This is a genomic window from Streptomyces inusitatus, assembly GCF_014651115.1.
Lineage (GTDB): Bacteria > Actinomycetota > Actinomycetes > Streptomycetales > Streptomycetaceae > Streptomyces > Streptomyces amakusaensis.
Map to the genome: position 1 here is coordinate 794,817 of NZ_BMWG01000001.1, position 16,321 is coordinate 811,137.

Sequence of the window (16,321 nt, forward strand, 5' to 3'; positions counted from 1 at the left end):
TCGGGGGACCCCATGCCTTCAACTGTCATGCCCATGCCCAATAATCAGAGCAATCAGGGACAGCGGCCGCCCGCCGCGGTCTCCGCCCTCGGCCTGCGCAAGTCCTACGGCCCCAAGACCGTGCTCGACGGCGTCGACCTGACCGTCCCCGAAGGAACGGTCTTCGCGCTGCTCGGCCCGAACGGCGCGGGCAAGACCACCGTCGTGAAGATCCTCTCCACCCTGGTCTCCGCCGGCCCGGGCACCGGCGAGATCCGCGTCGGCGGGCACGACCTGGCCGCCGACCCGCAGGCCGTACGCGCCGCGATCGGCGTCACCGGCCAGTTCTCCGCCGTCGACGGTCTGATCACCGGCGAGGAGAACATGCTGCTCATGGCGGATCTGCACCACTTTCCCCGGAGTGAGGGCAAGCGGGTGGCCGCCGAGCTGCTGGAGCGCTTCGATCTCGTGGAGGCGGCGAAGAAGCCCGCGTCCACCTACTCCGGAGGTATGAAGCGCCGTCTGGACATCGCCATGACGCTGGTCGGCGATCCGCGGATCATCTTCCTCGACGAGCCGACCACCGGACTCGACCCGCGCTCCCGGCACAACATGTGGGGGATCATCCGCGAGCTGGTCGCCGGCGGTGTGACCGTCTTCCTCACCACCCAGTATCTGGAGGAGGCGGACGAGCTGGCCGACCGTATCGCCGTCCTCAACGACGGCAGGATCGCCGCCGAAGGCACCGCCGAGGAGCTGAAGCGCCTGGTCCCCGGCGGACACGTCCGGCTCCGCTTCACCGACCCGGCCGCCTACCGGTTCGCCGCACTCGCGGTGCGCGAGGCCACCGGGGACGACGAGGCGCTGACGCTCTCCATCCCCAGCGGCGGCAGCCAGCGCGAACTGCGCTCCATCCTCGACTGGCTGGACGCGGCCGAGATCGAGGCGGACGAGCTGACCGTCCACACCCCCGACCTCGACGACGTGTTCTTCGCCCTGACCGGCCCGACCGGCCCGACTGCCCCGACCGGCCCGGCCGCCTCGGCCACCGTCCCCAACCAGACCAAGGAGAACGTCCGATGAGCGCCCTCACCCTCGCCGTACGCGACTCGTCGACGATGCTGCGCCGCAACCTCCTGCACGCGCGTCGCTACCCGTCGCTCACCCTGAATCTGCTGCTCACACCGATCATGATGCTGCTGCTCTTCGTCTACATCTTCGGAGACGTGATGAGCGCGGGCATCGGCGGCGGCGGCGCGGACCGCGCCGACTACATCGCGTACATCGTCCCGGGCATTCTGCTGATGACCATCGGCGGAACCGTGGTCGGCACCGCGGTCTCCGTCTCCAACGACATGACCGAGGGCATCATCGCCCGCTTCCGCGCGATGGCGATCCACCGGGGGGCGGTGCTCGTCGGACATGTGGTCAGCAGTGTGCTCCAGTCCGTCATGAGCGTGCTCCTCGTGGGCGCGGTCGGGGTGGCCATCGGCTTCCGGTCCACGGACGCCACGGCGCTGGAGTGGCTGGCCGCGTTCGGACTGCTCGCGCTCTTCGCCACGGCGCTCACCTGGATCGCGGTCGGCATGGGCCTGATCAGCCCGAACGCCGAGGCCGCCAGCAACAACGCGCTGCCGATGATCCTGCTGCCGCTGCTCTCCAGCGCCTTCATCCCGGTCGACTCCATGCCCGGCTGGTTCCAGCCGTTCGCCGAGTACCAGCCGTTCACCCCCGCCATCGAGACCCTGCGGGGCCTGCTGCTCGGCAGCGAGATCGGCCACAACGGATGGCTCGCGGTCGCCTGGTGCGTGGGCCTGACCGTGCTCGGATACTTCTGGTCGATCTCGAAGTTCAGTGACGACCCGAAGTGACCGTGACTGTAACCGTGAAGAGAGGTTTAGAGATATTCCCTCACGCTTGAGGGGGAATGAACGCCTCTTGGACGGTTCAGCGGGTATTCGGTGGGCAACTCTGAGGTCGCGACGGAGTGAGATCCGGTCCGATGGGGGGACCGGCCGGGGGCGGCCGGTCATGGGGGTGGGCGACGGCCCGCGCGAAGGCACTTCGGTGCCGGGCGCGGGCCGTCGGCCGTTTTCCGGGAAGGGGTCCGGATGCCTTGACACGGCGAGCGGATCTGACGGACAGTCAGAAAATCTGATCGGTACGACTCGTACGCCCGGGGAGGCCGCCGCCGTGACTCTCGCCCCCGCCGACCGCCAGGAGCCCCGCGACGGAAGCGGCCCGGACGCCGCCGGTCCGGGCGAGGACTTCGTACGGCGGCTGAAGGAGTACGAGGGCAGGCAGGCGGGCCCGCCGACCACCGGCCGGGACCCGGTCAACGCGCCGATGATCAGGCACTGGTGCGAGGCGATGGGCGATGCCCACCCGGCGTACCAAGGGCCGGACGCCATCGCTCCGCCGACGATGCTCCAGGCCTGGACGATGGGCGGGCTCGCCGGACACCCGGAGCGCGGGGCGGTGGCGCGGGACGAGCTGTTCGCCCTGCTCGACGGGGCCGGCTGCACCTCGGTGGTCGCGACCGACTGCGAGCAGGAGTACCCGAGGGCGCTGCGGCCCGGCGACGAGATCACCTTCGAGACGGTGATCGAGTCGGTGTCCGCGCGCAAGCGCACCAGGCTGGGCGCGGGCCACTTCGTGACGACCCGGACCGAGATACGGGTCGACGGGGAGCCGGCCGGTACCCACCGCTTCCGCGTCCTGAAGTACGCGCCGGACCTCAAAGCCTCCGCTCCCGAGGCCCCGGCCCCGACCCCGACCCCGGACCCGGCCCCGGCAGCGCCCCGCCGCCCCCGCCCGGTGATCAACCGGGACAACGCGGGATTCTGGGCGGGAGTCGCCGCCCACCGGCTGCTGATCCAGCGCTGTACGGCCTGCGGCACGCTCCGCCTCCCCTGGCTGCCGGGGTGCGACGGCTGCGGCTCGCCCGAGTGGGACACCGTCGAGGCGAGCGGCGAGGGCGTCGTCCACTCGTACGTGGTGATGCACCACCCGCCCTTCCCCGCCTTCGACCCGCCCTACGCGGTGGCCCTGGTCGAGCTGGCGGAAGGCGTACGGATGGCCGGCAATGTGACGGGAGCGCGCTACGACGAGGTGCGCGTCGGGACGGCGGTACGGCTGGAGTTCCTCCGGGTCGACGAGGAACTGGAACTCCCCTTCTTCCGCGCCCTGCCCGACCGAGGTGCGACCCGAGGTGCGACCCGAGGTGCGACCGGAGGTGCGACCGGACTGCCGATGGCGGCCGGGACCGAACTGCCGCCGCTCGCGATCCCGGTCACCCGCACCCTGATCGTCGCCGGGGCGCTCGCCTCCCGCGACTACCAGGACGTCCACCACGATCCGGAACTGGCGCGGCGGCGGGGCTCCCCCGACGTCTTCATGAACATCCTCACCACCAACGGCCTGGTCGGGCGGTACATCACGGACCGCTTCGGCGATCGCGCGGTGCTCCGCTCGGTCGCGATACGGCTGGGCGCGCCCAACCACCCCGGCGACACCCTGGTGCTGAGCGGCACGGTCGTCTCCCTCGCGGACGGGACCGCCGAGGTGCGGATCACCGGAACCAACGCCCTCGGCCTCCATGTGACGGGCACGGTCACCGTGGCCCTCCCGGACACCGAGACCTCCGGATGAACCCGGCCCGGAGCCGGAGCTGGAACCGGAACCGGATGAACAGGGGCGGCGGTCTGGGCGGCCGGGCGGCCGTCGTCGGCATCGGGGCCACCGAGTTCTCCAAGGACTCCGGCCGCAGCGAGCTGGCGCTCGCGGCCGAGGCGGTCCGCGCCGCCCTGGACGACGCCGGGCTCAGCCCCGCCGATGTCGACGGACTCGTCACCTTCACCATGGACACCAGCCCCGAGATCGCCGTCGCCCGGGCCACCGGGATCGGCGAGCTGTCCTTCTTCTCCCGGATCCACTACGGCGGCGGCGCGGCCTGCGCCACCGTGCAGCAGGCCGCGCCCGCCGTCGCCGCCGGGGTCGCCGAGGTGGTCGTCTGCTACCGCGCGTTCAACGAGCGCTCCGGCCGTCGCTTCGGCTCCGGGGTGCGACAGCGGGAACCCTCGGCCGAGGGGGCGGCCCTGGGCTGGAACATGCCGTTCGGGCTGCTCACCCCCGCCTCCTGGGCGGCGATGACCGCCCGGCGCTATCTGAGCGTCCACGGGCTCACCCCCGAGGCCTTCGGCCCGGTCGCCGTCACCGGCCGGCGGCACGCGGCCCGCAACCCCGCCGCGTACTTCTACCGGCGGCCCATCACCCTCGCCGACCACGCGGCGTCCCGCTGGATCGCGGAGCCGCTGCGGCTGCTCGACTGCTGCCAGGAGACCGACGGCGGCCAGGCGCTCGTCGTCACCAGCCTGGAGCGGGCCCGTGAGCTGCCGCACCCGCCCGCAGTGATCGTCGCCGCCGCGCAGGGCGCGGGCCGGTCGCAGGAGCAGATGACCGGCTTCCACCGCGCCGATCTCACCGGCCTGCCCGAGACGGCCGTGGTCGCCCGGCAGCTCTGGCGCGCCTCCGGTCTCGCCCCGGGCGACATCGACGTCGGGATCGTCTACGACCACTTCACCCCGTACGTGCTGATGCAGCTTGAGGAGTACGGCTTCTGCGGCCGGGGGGAGGCCTCGGACTTCGTCGCGGCGGACGCGCTGCCGCTGAACACCCACGGCGGCCAGCTGGGCGAGGCGTATCTGCACGGGATGAACGGCGTCGCCGAGGCGGTACGGCAGATCCGGGGCACCTCGGTGAACCAGGTCCCGGGCGCGGCCAGGGCACTGGTCACGGCGGGCACCGGCGTTCCGACGTCCGGGTTGATCCTGGGCGCGGACGGCTGAGCGAAGGGCCGCAGCGCTGGCCGCCGGGTCCCCGGGGCCGTTCACTTCGGCCATGCGCACCCGCAGCCGGGCCCAGGTCGCCGCCGCCCTCGTACTGATCTCGCTGCTCGGCCTGCCCGATCTGCTGCTCGCCCCGCCGCCGGGCCGGACCGCATCGGACACCCGCCGGGCGTCGACGACCGGCGTCCTCGCCGAACCTCCCGACACCACCGCCGACACCGATGTGACCTTCCGGGGTCTGGCGTTCGACGTCTGCCGGGTCCCCTCGCTCGCCGTGATGAGGGCGTGGCGCGGCTCCTCCCCGTACGGAGCGGTCGGCGTGACCTACGGCGGGCGCGGCCGCGACTGTCCCGACCAGCCGCATCTCACCCGGCGCTGGGTGTCCGAGGTGCACCGGATGGGCTGGCGGGTGCTGCCGGTGTTCGCCGGCTCCCAGCCGCCGTGCGCGAGGGAGCCCCGGAGAGCCGATGAGGCCGGTGAGGCTGGTAAGGCCGGTGAGCCCGAGGAGACTCAAGAGGCGGCGGCTGCCCGGGGCGCGCGCAACGCCCGGGAGAGCATCGGGGCCGCCCCCGCCGCCCAGGGCGAGCGCGAGGGCGGCGACGCCGTACGGCAGGCCGCCGCGCTCGGCATGGACCGGGGCAGCGCGCTCTATGTCAGCCTCAGGTCTTACGACCTCGGCGACGCCGACTGCGTCCGCGCCACCCTCGATTTCATCCGCGCCTGGAACCGCGAGGTACGCCGCCAGGGGTACGTCCCCGGCCTGCGCGGCGACGCCGAGACGGGGGCCCGCCACATGGAGCGCGCCCGCCGGGCCGGCACCGGCGATCTCCCCTCCGCCCTGTGGTTCTCCCGCTGGAACCACCGGCCGTCGCTGCACGGGGAGGCCGTTCTGCACCCGTACGCCTGGCGGGTGAAGCGCCGGATCCACCAGTACGAGGGCGAGGTCACCGAGGAGTACGGAGGCCATCGGCTCACCGTCGGACGCAATATGACCGACGCCCCGGTGGCGCGTGTCAGCCGACGACCCGAAGACGATCCGAAGGCGCCCGGGACGCCGTCTCCCCCGCCCGGAGGGGCGAATCAGCCCTGAGACCGATGTCGTCCCACCTGAGGGTCTCCTCCACCCACAGGAGGTCGGAAGGCCCCCGACCGTACAACCTGAGGCGGAGAAGGCTTCAGGCCCTCCGGCCGATCCGAACAGGAGGGGACCGCTCCTAGCGTGGAGCCATGACCACGCCAGTCTGCACAAACGCTTCGAGGGCCGCCCTGCCGGCGGCTCCGTCGTACGGGGCCGACACACGGTTTTCGCCTCACGCTCGCTACTCGTCGTTCTCGTCGTACGTCAGGGCCCGGGGGCCGGTCCTGCTGCGCACCGCCCGTTCCCTGACCGCCAACCCCTGCGACGCGGAGGATCTGCTCCAGACCGCGCTGACCAAGACGTACGTCGCGTGGGAACGAATAGAGGACCACCGGGCGCTCGACGGCTATGTGCGCCGCGCCCTGCTCAACACCCGCACCTCGCAGTGGCGCAAGCGCAAGGTGGACGAGTTCGCGTGCGACGAGCTGCCCGAGCCGGAGAACTTCCCCGCGCCCGACCCGGCCGAGCGGCAGGTGCTGCACGACGCGATGTGGCGCGCGGTGATGAAGCTGCCCGACCGGCAGCGGGCGATGGTCGTACTGCGCTACTACGAGGATCTCAGCGAGGCCCAGACGGCGGAGGTGCTCGGGGTGTCGATCGGCACGGTCAAGAGCGCGGTGTCGCGCGCGCTCGGTAAACTCCGCGAGGACCCGGAGCTGGCCCCGGTCCGCTGACCCGGTCCGCCGACCCGTACGCCGAATCCTCCCTCGTGGGTAGTGACACAGCAGAGCCCTGGGCGCAGAATCTGCACAACCTACTGCCAGGTAGCGCCCATGCGCCCATCGGGAGGACGCCGTGCTCAGCACCATGCAGGATGTACCGCTGACCGTGACCCGCATCCTGCGACACGGGATGACGATCCACGGAAAGTCCCAGATCACGACCTGGACGGGGGAGGCCGAGCCGCGCCGGCGCAGCTTCGCGGAGGTCGGTGCGCGAGCGGGGCAGCTGGCGGGCGCGCTCCGCGACGAACTCGGCATCGACGCCGACCAGCGGGTCGCCACCCTCATGTGGAACAACGCCGAGCACGTCGAGGCGTATCTCGCGATCCCGGCCATGGGCGCCGTACTGCACACGCTCAACCTCCGCCTCCCCGCCGAACAGCTGGTGTGGATCGTCAATCACGCCGCCGACCGCGTCGTCATCGTGGACGGCACCCTCCTGCCGCTGCTCGCGCCCCTGCTGTCCCATCTGCCGACGGTCGAGCACATCGTCGTCTCCGGCCCGGGGGACCGCGCGCTGCTCGCCGACACCGAGGCGCAGATACATGAGTACGAGGATTTGATAGCGGGCCGTCCGGCCGACTACGACTGGCCCGAGCTGGACGAACGGACCGCCGCCGCCATGTGTTACACCTCCGGCACCACCGGGGACCCCAAGGGCGTGGTCTACTCGCACCGCTCGATCTATCTGCACTCGATGCAGGTGAACATGTCCGAGTCGATGGGCCTCAACGACCAGGACACCTCGCTGGTCGTCGTACCCCAATTCCATGTGAATGCCTGGGGACTGCCCCACGCGACCTTTATGACCGGCATCAACCTCCTGATGCCGGATCGTTTCCTCCAGCCCGCCCCGCTCGCCGAGATGATCGAGCGCGAGCGCCCCACCCACGCCGCCGCCGTCCCCACCATCTGGCAGGGTCTGCTGGCCGAGGTGCTGGCCCGCCCCCGCGATCTGACCTCCATGAAGCAGGTCACCATCGGCGGCGCGGCCTGTCCGCCCGCGCTGATGGAGGCGTACGACAAGCTCGGCGTACGCCTCTGTCACGCCTGGGGCATGACGGAGACCTCCCCGCTCGGCACGATGGCGCACCCCCCGGCCGGGCTGAGCGCCGAGGAGGAGTGGCCCTACCGCGTCACCCAGGGGCGCTTCCCGGCGGGCGTGGAGGCACGGCTGATCGGCCCGGCGGGCGAGACGCTGCCCTGGGACGGGCGCTCGGCGGGCGAGCTGGAGGTGCGCGGCCCCTGGATAGCGGGCGCGTACTACGGGGGCGCGGGCGCCGAGGAGATCAGGCCCGCCGACAAGTTCAGCGCGGACGGCTGGCTGCGCACCGGCGATGTCGGCGTCATCGGCGAGAACGGCTTCCTGACCCTCACCGACCGGGCCAAGGACGTCATCAAGTCCGGCGGAGAGTGGATATCCAGCGTCGAACTGGAGAACGCGCTGATGGCCCACCCGGAGGTGGCCGAGGCCGCCGTCGTCGCCGTCCCCGACGAGAAGTGGGGCGAACGCCCGCTCGCCACCGTCGTCCTCGTCGAGGGCTCGACCGCCGGTTACGAGGCGCTCAAGGCGTTCCTCGCCGAGCGGATCGCCAAGTGGCAGCTCCCGGAGCGATGGGCGCTGGTCCCGGCGGTGCCGAAGACGAGCGTCGGCAAGTTCGACAAGAAGGTGATCCGCAGGCAGTACGCGGACGGCGAGCTGGACGTCACCCTGCTCTGACCAGCCTGTCCGACCGACCGACCGCCCCGGTCCCTCCGCGACCGCTTCCCCGCATCGGCCCGTCTAGTTCGTACCGATCTTGGCGAGCAGATCCACGATGCGGGACTGCACCTCGCCGCTGGTGGAGCGCTCCGCGAGGAAGAGCACGGTCTCGCCCGAGGAGAGCCGGGGCAGCTCGGCCCGGTTGAGCCCGGCCGAGGTGTAGACCACCAGCGGGGTGCGGTTGAGCCGTCCGTTGGCCCGCAGCCAGTCGATGATCCCGGCCCGGCGGCGGCGTACCTGCATCAGGTCCATCACCACCAGGTTCGGCCGCGTCTGCGCCGCGAGCGTCACCGCGTCGGTGTCCGCGCCCGCCCGCGCGACCTGCATGCCGCGCCGCTCCAGGGTCTCGGTGAGCGCGAGCGCGATCTCCTCGTGCTCCTCGATCAGCAGCACCCGGGGCGGATGCTGCTCGCTGTCGCGCGGGGCCAGCGCCTTGAGCAGGATCGCCGGATCCGCGCCGTACGCGGCCTCCCGGGTCGCCTGCCCGAGACCGGCCGTGACCAGTACGGGGACCTCGGCCGCCACGGCGGCCTGACGGAGCGACTGAAGCGCGGTCCTGGTGATGGGGCCGGTCAGCGGGTCGACGAAGAGCGCGGCGGGGAACGCGGCGATCTGGGCGTCGACCTCCTCGCGGGAGTGCACCACGACCGGCCGGTAGCCGCGATCGCTCAGCGCCTGCTGGGTGGAGACATCGGGCGCGGGCCAGACCAGCAGCCTGCGCGGATTGTCCAGCGGCTCCGGGGGCAGCTCGTCGTCCACCGGCTGCGGCTGCGGCCGGTTGGCCACCTCCACCGCGCCGCCGGGGCCGTCGAGCGGCTGGGGGCCCTCGGCGCCCTCGTCGGGCGCGCCTATCGCGTACGCCCGTCCCTCGGCCCGCTCGCCGGGCGGCCGGGGGGCGGTGCCGCCGGGCCCGGTTCCCGGCTGGCCCTGCGGATGCGGACGGGCGGACGGCTCCGCGCCGCCGCGCTCGATGCCGATGTCGGGGGGCGTGGCCAGCCTGCGCCGGCGGCCGGAGCCGAGCGAGCCCTGCTGGGCCTGCTGCTGCCCCTGCCCCTGCTGCTTGTCGGTGACCTGCTGGGCGAAGGGCACGCCCTGCCCGAGCGTCCGCACGCTGAAGGCCCGCCCGTGCGAGGCATCGGCCGGAAGCGGAGCCTCCGCCGGAAGCGGCTGGGCGAGGGTGTGCGGTCCGGCGGTCTCCGGACCGGCCACGGGCGGTTCGAGCGGCGGCAGCGGCAGCGAGACGGAACCGGTGCTCGGCCCCGAGACCGAGTCACGCGAAGCGGTGTGGCCCCCGGCGGGATCGTCGGCGGGTACGGGGACGGGCCCGGCCGTCCCGGTCTCCTGCGGCTCGCCGGGGTGGGCCCGGCGGCGGCCGGTCGGCGTGGAGTGGTCCGTGAACTCCACGGCCGGTGCCGGTGCCGGTGCCGGTGCGGGTGCGGGTGCGGGTGTCGTCGGCCGGTCGGCCTCGGCGGGCGGCAGCGCGAACGCGCTCCGTCCGGTCTCGGGTTCTTCCGGTGCGGGTGCGGGCGCGGGCGCGGGGGCCAGCGCGCGGCGGGCGCGCCGCCCGGCGGCCTCGGCGGCGGCGGGCCCGGCCGACAGCTCGGGCATCCCACTGCGAACCGGACGCTGTCCGGCGGGGTCGGCGACGAGCCCCTGCGGCGGTACGGCGTGCTGAACGCTCTGCTGCTGCGGAATCCCCTGGGCCATGCCCTGCGGGGGAACCGCCTGCTGGGGCACCCCCTGCGGCGGTACGGCCTGCCCGAACGCCGCTCGTCCACTCGCCCCCTCGGCGGCCGTGACCACGGAACCCTCGGCGGGTACGCCGGACGCGACGGGCGGCGGCGGAGGGCCCACCGGCTCGGCCGGCTCGGTCGGCTCCACGGGCGCTGCGGGCCCAACCGGACTCACCGGCTCCACGGGTGCCACCGGCTCTTCGGCCGGGCTCGGCCGCCCGCGCCGACGGCCGGTTCCGCCGCCGCCCCCCTGCGTACCGCCGGAATCCTGCGCTTCGGCCGTCCCGTCCTGCTCGGCGGCCCTGCGCCGTCCCGTCGGCACCGGCGGGACGGGTTCCTCCGGGGCGCTCCGCACCGGGAGAACGCTCTCCAGGAAGGCGTCGGTGGACCCGCGACGCCGACGCCCGCTGGGCTCCGCGCCCGGCTCGGTCCCGGTCTCGGTCCTGGACTCTGTCTCGGGCTCGGCCGCCACCTGGGAGGAGGTGCGCTGCTCCGGCAGCGGCAGGGCGATCGCGCCGGTGGAATCGGCCTCGGGGGCCGCCGGGGCCGCCGGGGCCGCCGGAGTCTCCGCAGCCGACGGCGGCGCGGGAGCGGGAGGCGCCGTCGCCGGGGCGGCCGGAGCGGCCGGGGCGATGCGGGGAAGCGGTCGCGGAGGGACCGGGGCGGCGGCGGGAGCGGGCCGGGCCGTCTGCCGGGCGGCCGGCGCCAGCGCGTTCACCGGCGTGGGCACCGGAGCGGGCGTCGGCATCACGCCCGCGCCCGCGCCGAGCGGCACCTCCAGCACATACGCGCTGCCGCTCATCCCCGGTACGTCGTGCGTCTGGAGCACTCCGCCGTGCGCCCGGACGATCCCGCGCACGATCGGCTCGTGCACCGGGTCCCCGCCCGCGAACGGCCCGCGCACCTCGATCCGTACGACCTCGCCGCGCTGCGCGGCCGCGAGCACCACCGTCGAGTCCGCGTGTCCGCCGTCGGGCAGCAACCGGGCCCTGCCGGTCGAGTCGACCCCGGCCACATCGGCGGCCAGATGCGCGAGCGCCGTCGCCAGCCGCGCCGCGTCCACCTCCGCCTCGATCGCCGGCGCGTGCACGGCGAACTGCGCCCGGCCGGGCCCGATCAGCTCGACCGCGCCCTCGACGGCGGTCGCGACGACCGCGTCGAGCAGCACCTTCGACTTGTCGAGCGGCTCCCGGCCGGTGTCGAGCCGCTGGTAGCCGAGGACATTGTCGATGAGCGTCGTCATCCGCGAATAACCGGCGGCCAGATAGTGCAGCACCTGATTGGCCTCGGGCCACAGCTGTCCGGCGGGGTCGGCGACGAGCGTGCCCAGCTCGGCGCGCAGCTCCTCCAGCGGCCCGCGCAGCGAGTCGCCGAGTACGGCGGTCAGCTGCTCATGACGGTTCGACAGCTCCTCGAAGCGCTCGTCGCGCTCCTCGATCTCCACGCTGTACCGCTCCGACCTGTCCGCCAGCTCGGCGGTGAAGCGCTCGGTGGTCTCCGCCAGCTCGGCCGTGAGGCGTTCGGAGGTCTTCTCGTTCTCGGCCGTGAGCCGCTCGGTGACCTCGGCCAGCTCCGCCGCGTGCCGGGCGGCCAGCTCCTCGCCCGGCCGCCGGTCCGTGAAGGTCATCACCGCGCCGACGAGCTGATCCCCGTCCCGTACCGGAGCGGTGGTCAGATCGACCGGCACCCGGGTGCCGTCCTTCGCCCACAGCACCTGCCCGCGCACCCGGTGCTTGCGCCCGGAGCGCAGGGTGTCCGCGAGCGGCGACTCGGCGTACGGGAAGGGCTTGCCGTCCTCGCGCGAGTGCAGGATCAGCGGGTGCAGCTCCTGGCCGCCGAGGTCGCTGGCGCGGAATCCGAGGATCTGGGCGGCGGCCGGATTGACCAGCACGACCCGGCCCTCGGTGTCCGTGCCCACGACGCCCTCGGCGGCGGCCCGCAGAATCATCTCGGTCTGCCGCTGCGAACGCGCCAGTTCCGCCTCGGTGTCCATCGTCCCGGACAGATCGCGCACGACCAGCATCAGCAACTCGTCGCCGGTGTAGCCGCCGTGCGAGTCATAGGCCTCGCGGCCGTCCTCCAGGCTGGCGCTGGTCACCTCGACGGGGAACTCGCTGCCGTCGGTCCGCCGGGCCATCATCCGGGTGGGCTTGGTGCGTCCCCGCTCGTCGGCCGCCTCGGGGCGGCGCATGGAACCGGGGATGAGCCGCGAGTCGAACGCGGGCAGCAGATCGAGCAGCCCGCGCCCCACCAGGGCGGTGCCCGGGGCCTCGAAGAGCCCCAGCGCGATCGTGTTGGCGTTGACGACCGTGCCGTTGGCGTTGACGAGCACCAGGCCGTCGGGGAGCGCGTCGAGTATTGCCGCGAGGCGAGCAGCGCCTCGGGACGGCCTGCTGCTCACAACGACGGTTCCTTCCTGGCCTGCTGCATGTGCGGACGGCCGGCCCCATTTTGCCCTTCGGGTCTCGGCCTGTCACTGAAGGGAGTCTAAGTGCACCGGATGCGCGAGGGGCGGCGGATGAGGGGGACCTCATATCCGCACCCCGTGCGAACAGGGTGCGCGGACCCCTCAGAAACGGGTGCTCGGCAGCACGGGTTCCATGCTCTGCCAGCGGGAGATCTCGCAGCCGTCGGTCCGCCTGAACGTCGCGTTCACCGTCCGCCCCCGCCACGTTCCCGTCACCCGCGCGGTGGCCGGGCCGCCCGTCTGCTGCGTACACACCCGCCCCAGCGGCACCGGCGCGAACGGGTCGCGCCCCTCCCGCGCCAGCTCGTCCAACCGCTCGCACGCCCCCTCGGCCGCCGGGTGCGTCCCCCCTGCCGGGTCGCACTCCAGCCGGTACCGTCCCTCGGTCCGCGCGTTTCCCGTGTCCGACACCACGACCGTCAGCCTGTCCCGCCGCTCCTCGGGCGCGGACAGCAGCGAGGTCAGCGGCGACAGCGCGGGCAGCGGCAGATCCGCCGCCGCCCCGGCCGTGGGGGCGGCCGTGGCGAGCGCGGCGGCCGAAGCGGTCACGGTGAGGATGATGCGGCGCAGCATGGGGGCTCCCGAAGCTCTGGGCGGTCCTGTCGTCCTGTTCCCGGAGGCGCGTCCGATCCATCGCCCCCACCCCTCCTAACGCCCCTCCCGCCCTCACGTTGCGCCCCCGCCCCCACCCCGCCCGCCCGGCCCTTCGCGCTTTGCCCTGCGGCCCGGGTCCCTAGTACCGTGGGCCGCGATTGGTGACACGGCGTTCGACTGTGTCATCATCGGCACACACAACGCGCCCGCGCGGGGTGTGCTGGAGGCGTCGCCTAGTCCGGTCTATGGCGCCGCACTGCTAATGCGGTTTGGGTTTTAAAGCCCATCGAGGGTTCAAATCCCTCCGCCTCCGCCAGCTCGATCACCAAAGCCCCGGCCCCACGGCCGGGGCTTTCGTGTATCCCCCGGCCCGTCCCCGGCCCGTCCCCGATCGAACGCCCGGCCGGGATCCCCGCGCGGGATCACCCATCCCACACCGACTCGGATCCTGGCGTTTCCGCAGCTCAGGCCGGGTGTGTCGAATGGATTTCGCCTCACGGCGCAGGTCATGTAATGTTGTTCTCGCAACGCCGACCGGGAAGAAAAGCCCGGGAAGCCAAGCACTCGTAGCTTAACGGATAGAGCATCTGACTACGGATCAGAAGGTTGCAGGTTCGAATCCTGCCGAGTGCACAGTGCCAAAAGGCCCCTGGATTTCATCCAGGGGCCTTTTGCTTTGTTGTCCTTCGAGTAGTGCCCAGAGGGGCGGGTAGATCAGGACACCGCCGGTGGCTGGGGATATGCGGCTGGCCTGCGGAGGAGTGAGCCGGGGAGCGGGCCGGGCGCGGCCGGAATGCGATGTACAGCCCCGGAGGGTGTCGGTCGGCTCGGGTAATCTGCCCGTTTTCGGTAAGAAATCTGCGTGCGCCCGGAGGTACGGATGACATGGCGGTGCTCCGGGGTCGGATGGCCGGCGGGGGCGCGGATGGCCGTGCTGCGGTGAGAGGGCGGGCGGGTCAGTCCGCTGGTGGCGGGGAAGAGCCTGGGGTTTCGGGCCGAGGGGGAGCGGGGGTGTGTGGGGGCGCGCGGGAATGTGTGTCCGCTGGGGGCGGTGGTGTCGGGGCGGGTGACCAGTGCGCGGTGTGGGGAGTGTGCGCGGCTGGACCGGGCGCACTCGGTGGCGGCGGACACGATCGCGGATGATCCGAGGGTGTACCGGGTCTATCTCGCCTGGTTCGGACCGGGGCTGGTCAAGGTGGGGATCACGGCGGAGGAGCGCGGGCCGGCCAGGCTGCTGGAGCAGGGGGCGGTGGTCTTCAGCTGGCTGGGGCGCGGCCCGCTGATGGCGGCGCGGCGGACCGAGGAGCTGCTTCGCGCGGCTCTGGGGATACCGGACCGGATCCCGTACGCCCGGAAGCGGGCCGTCCGCACCCGGCTGCCCGAGACGGCGCGGGAGCGCGCGGCGGAGATCGGGGAGCTGCACCGCGCCGCTCTCGCGCTGGACGGGTGGGCGGAGTCGCTGGAGCCGCTCGGGTTCGAGGCCGTCGACCACACGGAGGCGTTCGGGCTCGCGGGGCTGCCGCCCGCCGTCTCGGCCGTACGGGAACTCGCCGACGGAGGGACGGTCGCGGGGACGCTGCTCGCCGTCGCCGGGCCGGATCTGCATCTGCGTACGGCGGACGGGGAGATCGTCGTACTCGACACCCGGCTGATGACCGGCTGGTCCCTCGTCGGGGCCGGTCCCGGGGAGGGGGTCTCGGTGCCGACCGTCCCGCTCGAAGGGGTGGAGGCGGGCGGCACAGTGCAGGACGGGCTCTTCTGAACCAGGGGGACAGGGGCAGGCCGAGGGGGCGCGGGTAAAGACTTGGATCCCGGACGCATCCCTTATCGCAATGACCGTGGACTCCCCGCCCCGCCGGACCGCAGGGTGAAGGACATGAGCAACGACCTCGTGAGACCTGTCCCCGCCCATGAACCCCCCTACTACACCGTTGTCTTCACCTCCGTGCTGAGCGACTCCCAGGACGGTTACCCCGAGACCGCCCGGCGGATGGGGAAGCTGGTGGAGGAGATACCGGGCTTCCTGGGGTACGAGTCGGCCTGCGCCCCCGGCGGGCTGGGGATCACGGTCGCGTACTTCCGCGACGAGGAGTCCATCGCCGTCTGGCAGCGCCACCCGGAGCACCGCGCGGCCCAGCGGTACGGCCGTGAGAACTGGTACCGCGAGTACACCCTCCACATCGGGAAGGTCGAGCGGAGCCACTCCTTCAGCCGGGAGTCCCGTCCGGTCCCCCACGGCAACGCCGCCCGCGGCGCGGAGGGTTAGGCGTTTCTCAGGAAATTCACAGGCTGGGCCAAGGCCGTTTTCACGGCGGGGGCGAAGGCTGACGCCATGACCGCGATCTCGCCCCAGGGGCGTACCGAGATGCTCAGAGCGGACGGGAAGCCCGTCCGGGTGCTCATCGTGGACGACGAGGCGGCGTTGAGCGAGCTGCTCTCGATGACGCTGCGCTACGAGGGCTGGGAGGTGCGCAGCGCGGGGGACGGAGCCGAAGCGGTCCGTGCCGTGAGGGAGTTCAGGCCCGACGCGGTGGTGCTCGATGTGGTGCTTCCCGATATGGACGGGATATCGGTGCTGCGCAGGCTGCGGCGGGAGGAGCCGGCGGTGCCGGTGCTCTTCCTCACGGCCAGGGACGCGGTCGAGGACCGGATCGCGGGGCTGACGGCGGGCGGCGACGACTATGTCACCAAGCCGTTCTCGCTGGAGGAGGTCGTCGCCCGGCTGCGCGGGCTGATCCGCCGGTCGGGGGCGTCCTCGGTGCGTACCGAATCCCTGCTCTCGGTGGGCGATCTGACCCTGGACGAGGACAGCCACGAGGTCACCCGCGCGGGCCGGTCCATCCATCTGACGGCCACCGAGTTCGAGCTGCTGCGCTATCTGATGCGCAACCCGCGCCGGGTGCTCAGCAAGGCGCAGATCCTGGACCGCGTGTGGTCGTACGACTTCGGCGGCCAGGCCAATGTGGTGGAGCTGTATGTCTCGTACCTCCGGAAGAAGATCGACGCGGGCTGCTCCCCGATGATCCACACCCGGCGGGGAGCGGGGTATCTGATCAAGCCGGGGGAGTAGAGACGGGCT

11 protein-coding genes, 2 tRNA genes and 2 pseudogenes are annotated in these 16,321 nt (G+C 72.7%); 13 read left to right on the plus strand and 2 right to left on the minus strand.

What is annotated here, in order from left to right; all coding sequences use genetic code 11:
* The first annotated feature begins 33 nt into the window (after positions 1-33).
* From IE247_RS03540 to IE247_RS03570, 8 genes and pseudogenes are all read left to right on the plus strand, one after another.
* Positions 34-1,062, plus strand: a complete 1,029-nt coding sequence (locus IE247_RS03540; protein ID WP_190121325.1) for an ATP-binding cassette domain-containing protein — start codon at positions 34-36, stop codon at positions 1,060-1,062.
* A complete protein-coding gene (locus tag IE247_RS03545; protein WP_190121326.1) occupies positions 1,059-1,850 on the plus strand; it encodes an ABC transporter permease in 792 nt (263 codons plus the stop codon). Before IE247_RS03540 ends, IE247_RS03545 begins: the two co-directional genes overlap by 4 nt.
* 409 nt (positions 1,851-2,259) lie before the next feature.
* Positions 2,260-3,165: pseudogene (locus IE247_RS34140) on the plus strand (bifunctional MaoC family dehydratase N-terminal/OB-fold nucleic acid binding domain-containing protein); the annotation flags it as partial.
* A gap of 105 nt (positions 3,166-3,270) precedes the next feature.
* Positions 3,271-3,630 (plus strand): annotated as a pseudogene (locus IE247_RS34145) (MaoC/PaaZ C-terminal domain-containing protein); the annotation flags it as partial.
* A 35-nt stretch (positions 3,631-3,665) separates the two neighbouring features.
* Entirely contained in the window at positions 3,666-4,826 is a 1,161-nt protein-coding gene (locus IE247_RS03555) for a lipid-transfer protein (RefSeq protein WP_190121328.1), read from the plus strand.
* Positions 4,827-4,878: 52 nt separating this feature from the next.
* On the plus strand, positions 4,879-5,916 hold the full coding sequence (locus tag IE247_RS03560) for a DUF1906 domain-containing protein (protein ID WP_190121329.1): 1,038 nt from the start codon (positions 4,879-4,881) through the stop codon (positions 5,914-5,916).
* Positions 5,917-6,053: 137 nt separating this feature from the next.
* Positions 6,054-6,638, plus strand: a complete 585-nt coding sequence (locus IE247_RS03565) for a SigE family RNA polymerase sigma factor (RefSeq protein ID WP_190121330.1) — start codon at positions 6,054-6,056, stop codon at positions 6,636-6,638.
* Between the two features lie 121 nt (positions 6,639-6,759).
* On the plus strand, positions 6,760-8,406 hold the full coding sequence (locus tag IE247_RS03570; RefSeq protein ID WP_190121331.1) for a long-chain fatty acid--CoA ligase: 1,647 nt from the start codon (positions 6,760-6,762) through the stop codon (positions 8,404-8,406).
* Between the two features lie 63 nt (positions 8,407-8,469).
* On the opposite strand, the gene IE247_RS03575 is transcribed toward IE247_RS03570, so the two are convergent.
* Complete coding sequence (locus IE247_RS03575) at positions 8,470-12,582, minus strand: PAS domain-containing protein (protein WP_190121332.1); 4,113 nt, start codon at positions 12,580-12,582, stop codon at positions 8,470-8,472.
* Between the two features lie 168 nt (positions 12,583-12,750).
* Positions 12,751-13,221, minus strand: a complete 471-nt coding sequence (locus IE247_RS03580) for an SSI family serine proteinase inhibitor (RefSeq protein ID WP_190121333.1) — start codon at positions 13,219-13,221, stop codon at positions 12,751-12,753.
* A gap of 243 nt (positions 13,222-13,464) precedes the next feature.
* Between IE247_RS03580 and IE247_RS03585 the strand changes: the two genes are divergently transcribed.
* The 5 genes from IE247_RS03585 (at position 13,465) to IE247_RS03605 (ending at position 16,312) form a co-directional block, all read left to right on the plus strand.
* Positions 13,465-13,558: transfer RNA gene (locus IE247_RS03585), tRNA-Ser, on the plus strand.
* 244 nt (positions 13,559-13,802) lie between these two features.
* A tRNA-Arg gene (locus IE247_RS03590) sits at positions 13,803-13,875 on the plus strand.
* A gap of 331 nt (positions 13,876-14,206) precedes the next feature.
* The gene (locus IE247_RS03595; RefSeq protein WP_190121426.1) at positions 14,207-15,004 is read left to right on the plus strand and encodes a DUF2797 domain-containing protein; all 798 of its coding nucleotides are present in this window, start codon (positions 14,207-14,209) and stop codon (positions 15,002-15,004) included.
* Positions 15,005-15,118: 114 nt separating this feature from the next.
* Positions 15,119-15,508, plus strand: coding sequence for an antibiotic biosynthesis monooxygenase family protein (locus tag IE247_RS03600; RefSeq protein ID WP_190121334.1), 390 nt, complete (start codon positions 15,119-15,121; stop codon positions 15,506-15,508).
* Positions 15,509-15,574: 66 nt separating this feature from the next.
* The gene (locus IE247_RS03605) at positions 15,575-16,312 is read left to right on the plus strand and encodes a response regulator transcription factor (RefSeq protein ID WP_308433186.1); all 738 of its coding nucleotides are present in this window, start codon (positions 15,575-15,577) and stop codon (positions 16,310-16,312) included.
* The last annotated feature ends 9 nt before the right edge of the window (positions 16,313-16,321 follow it).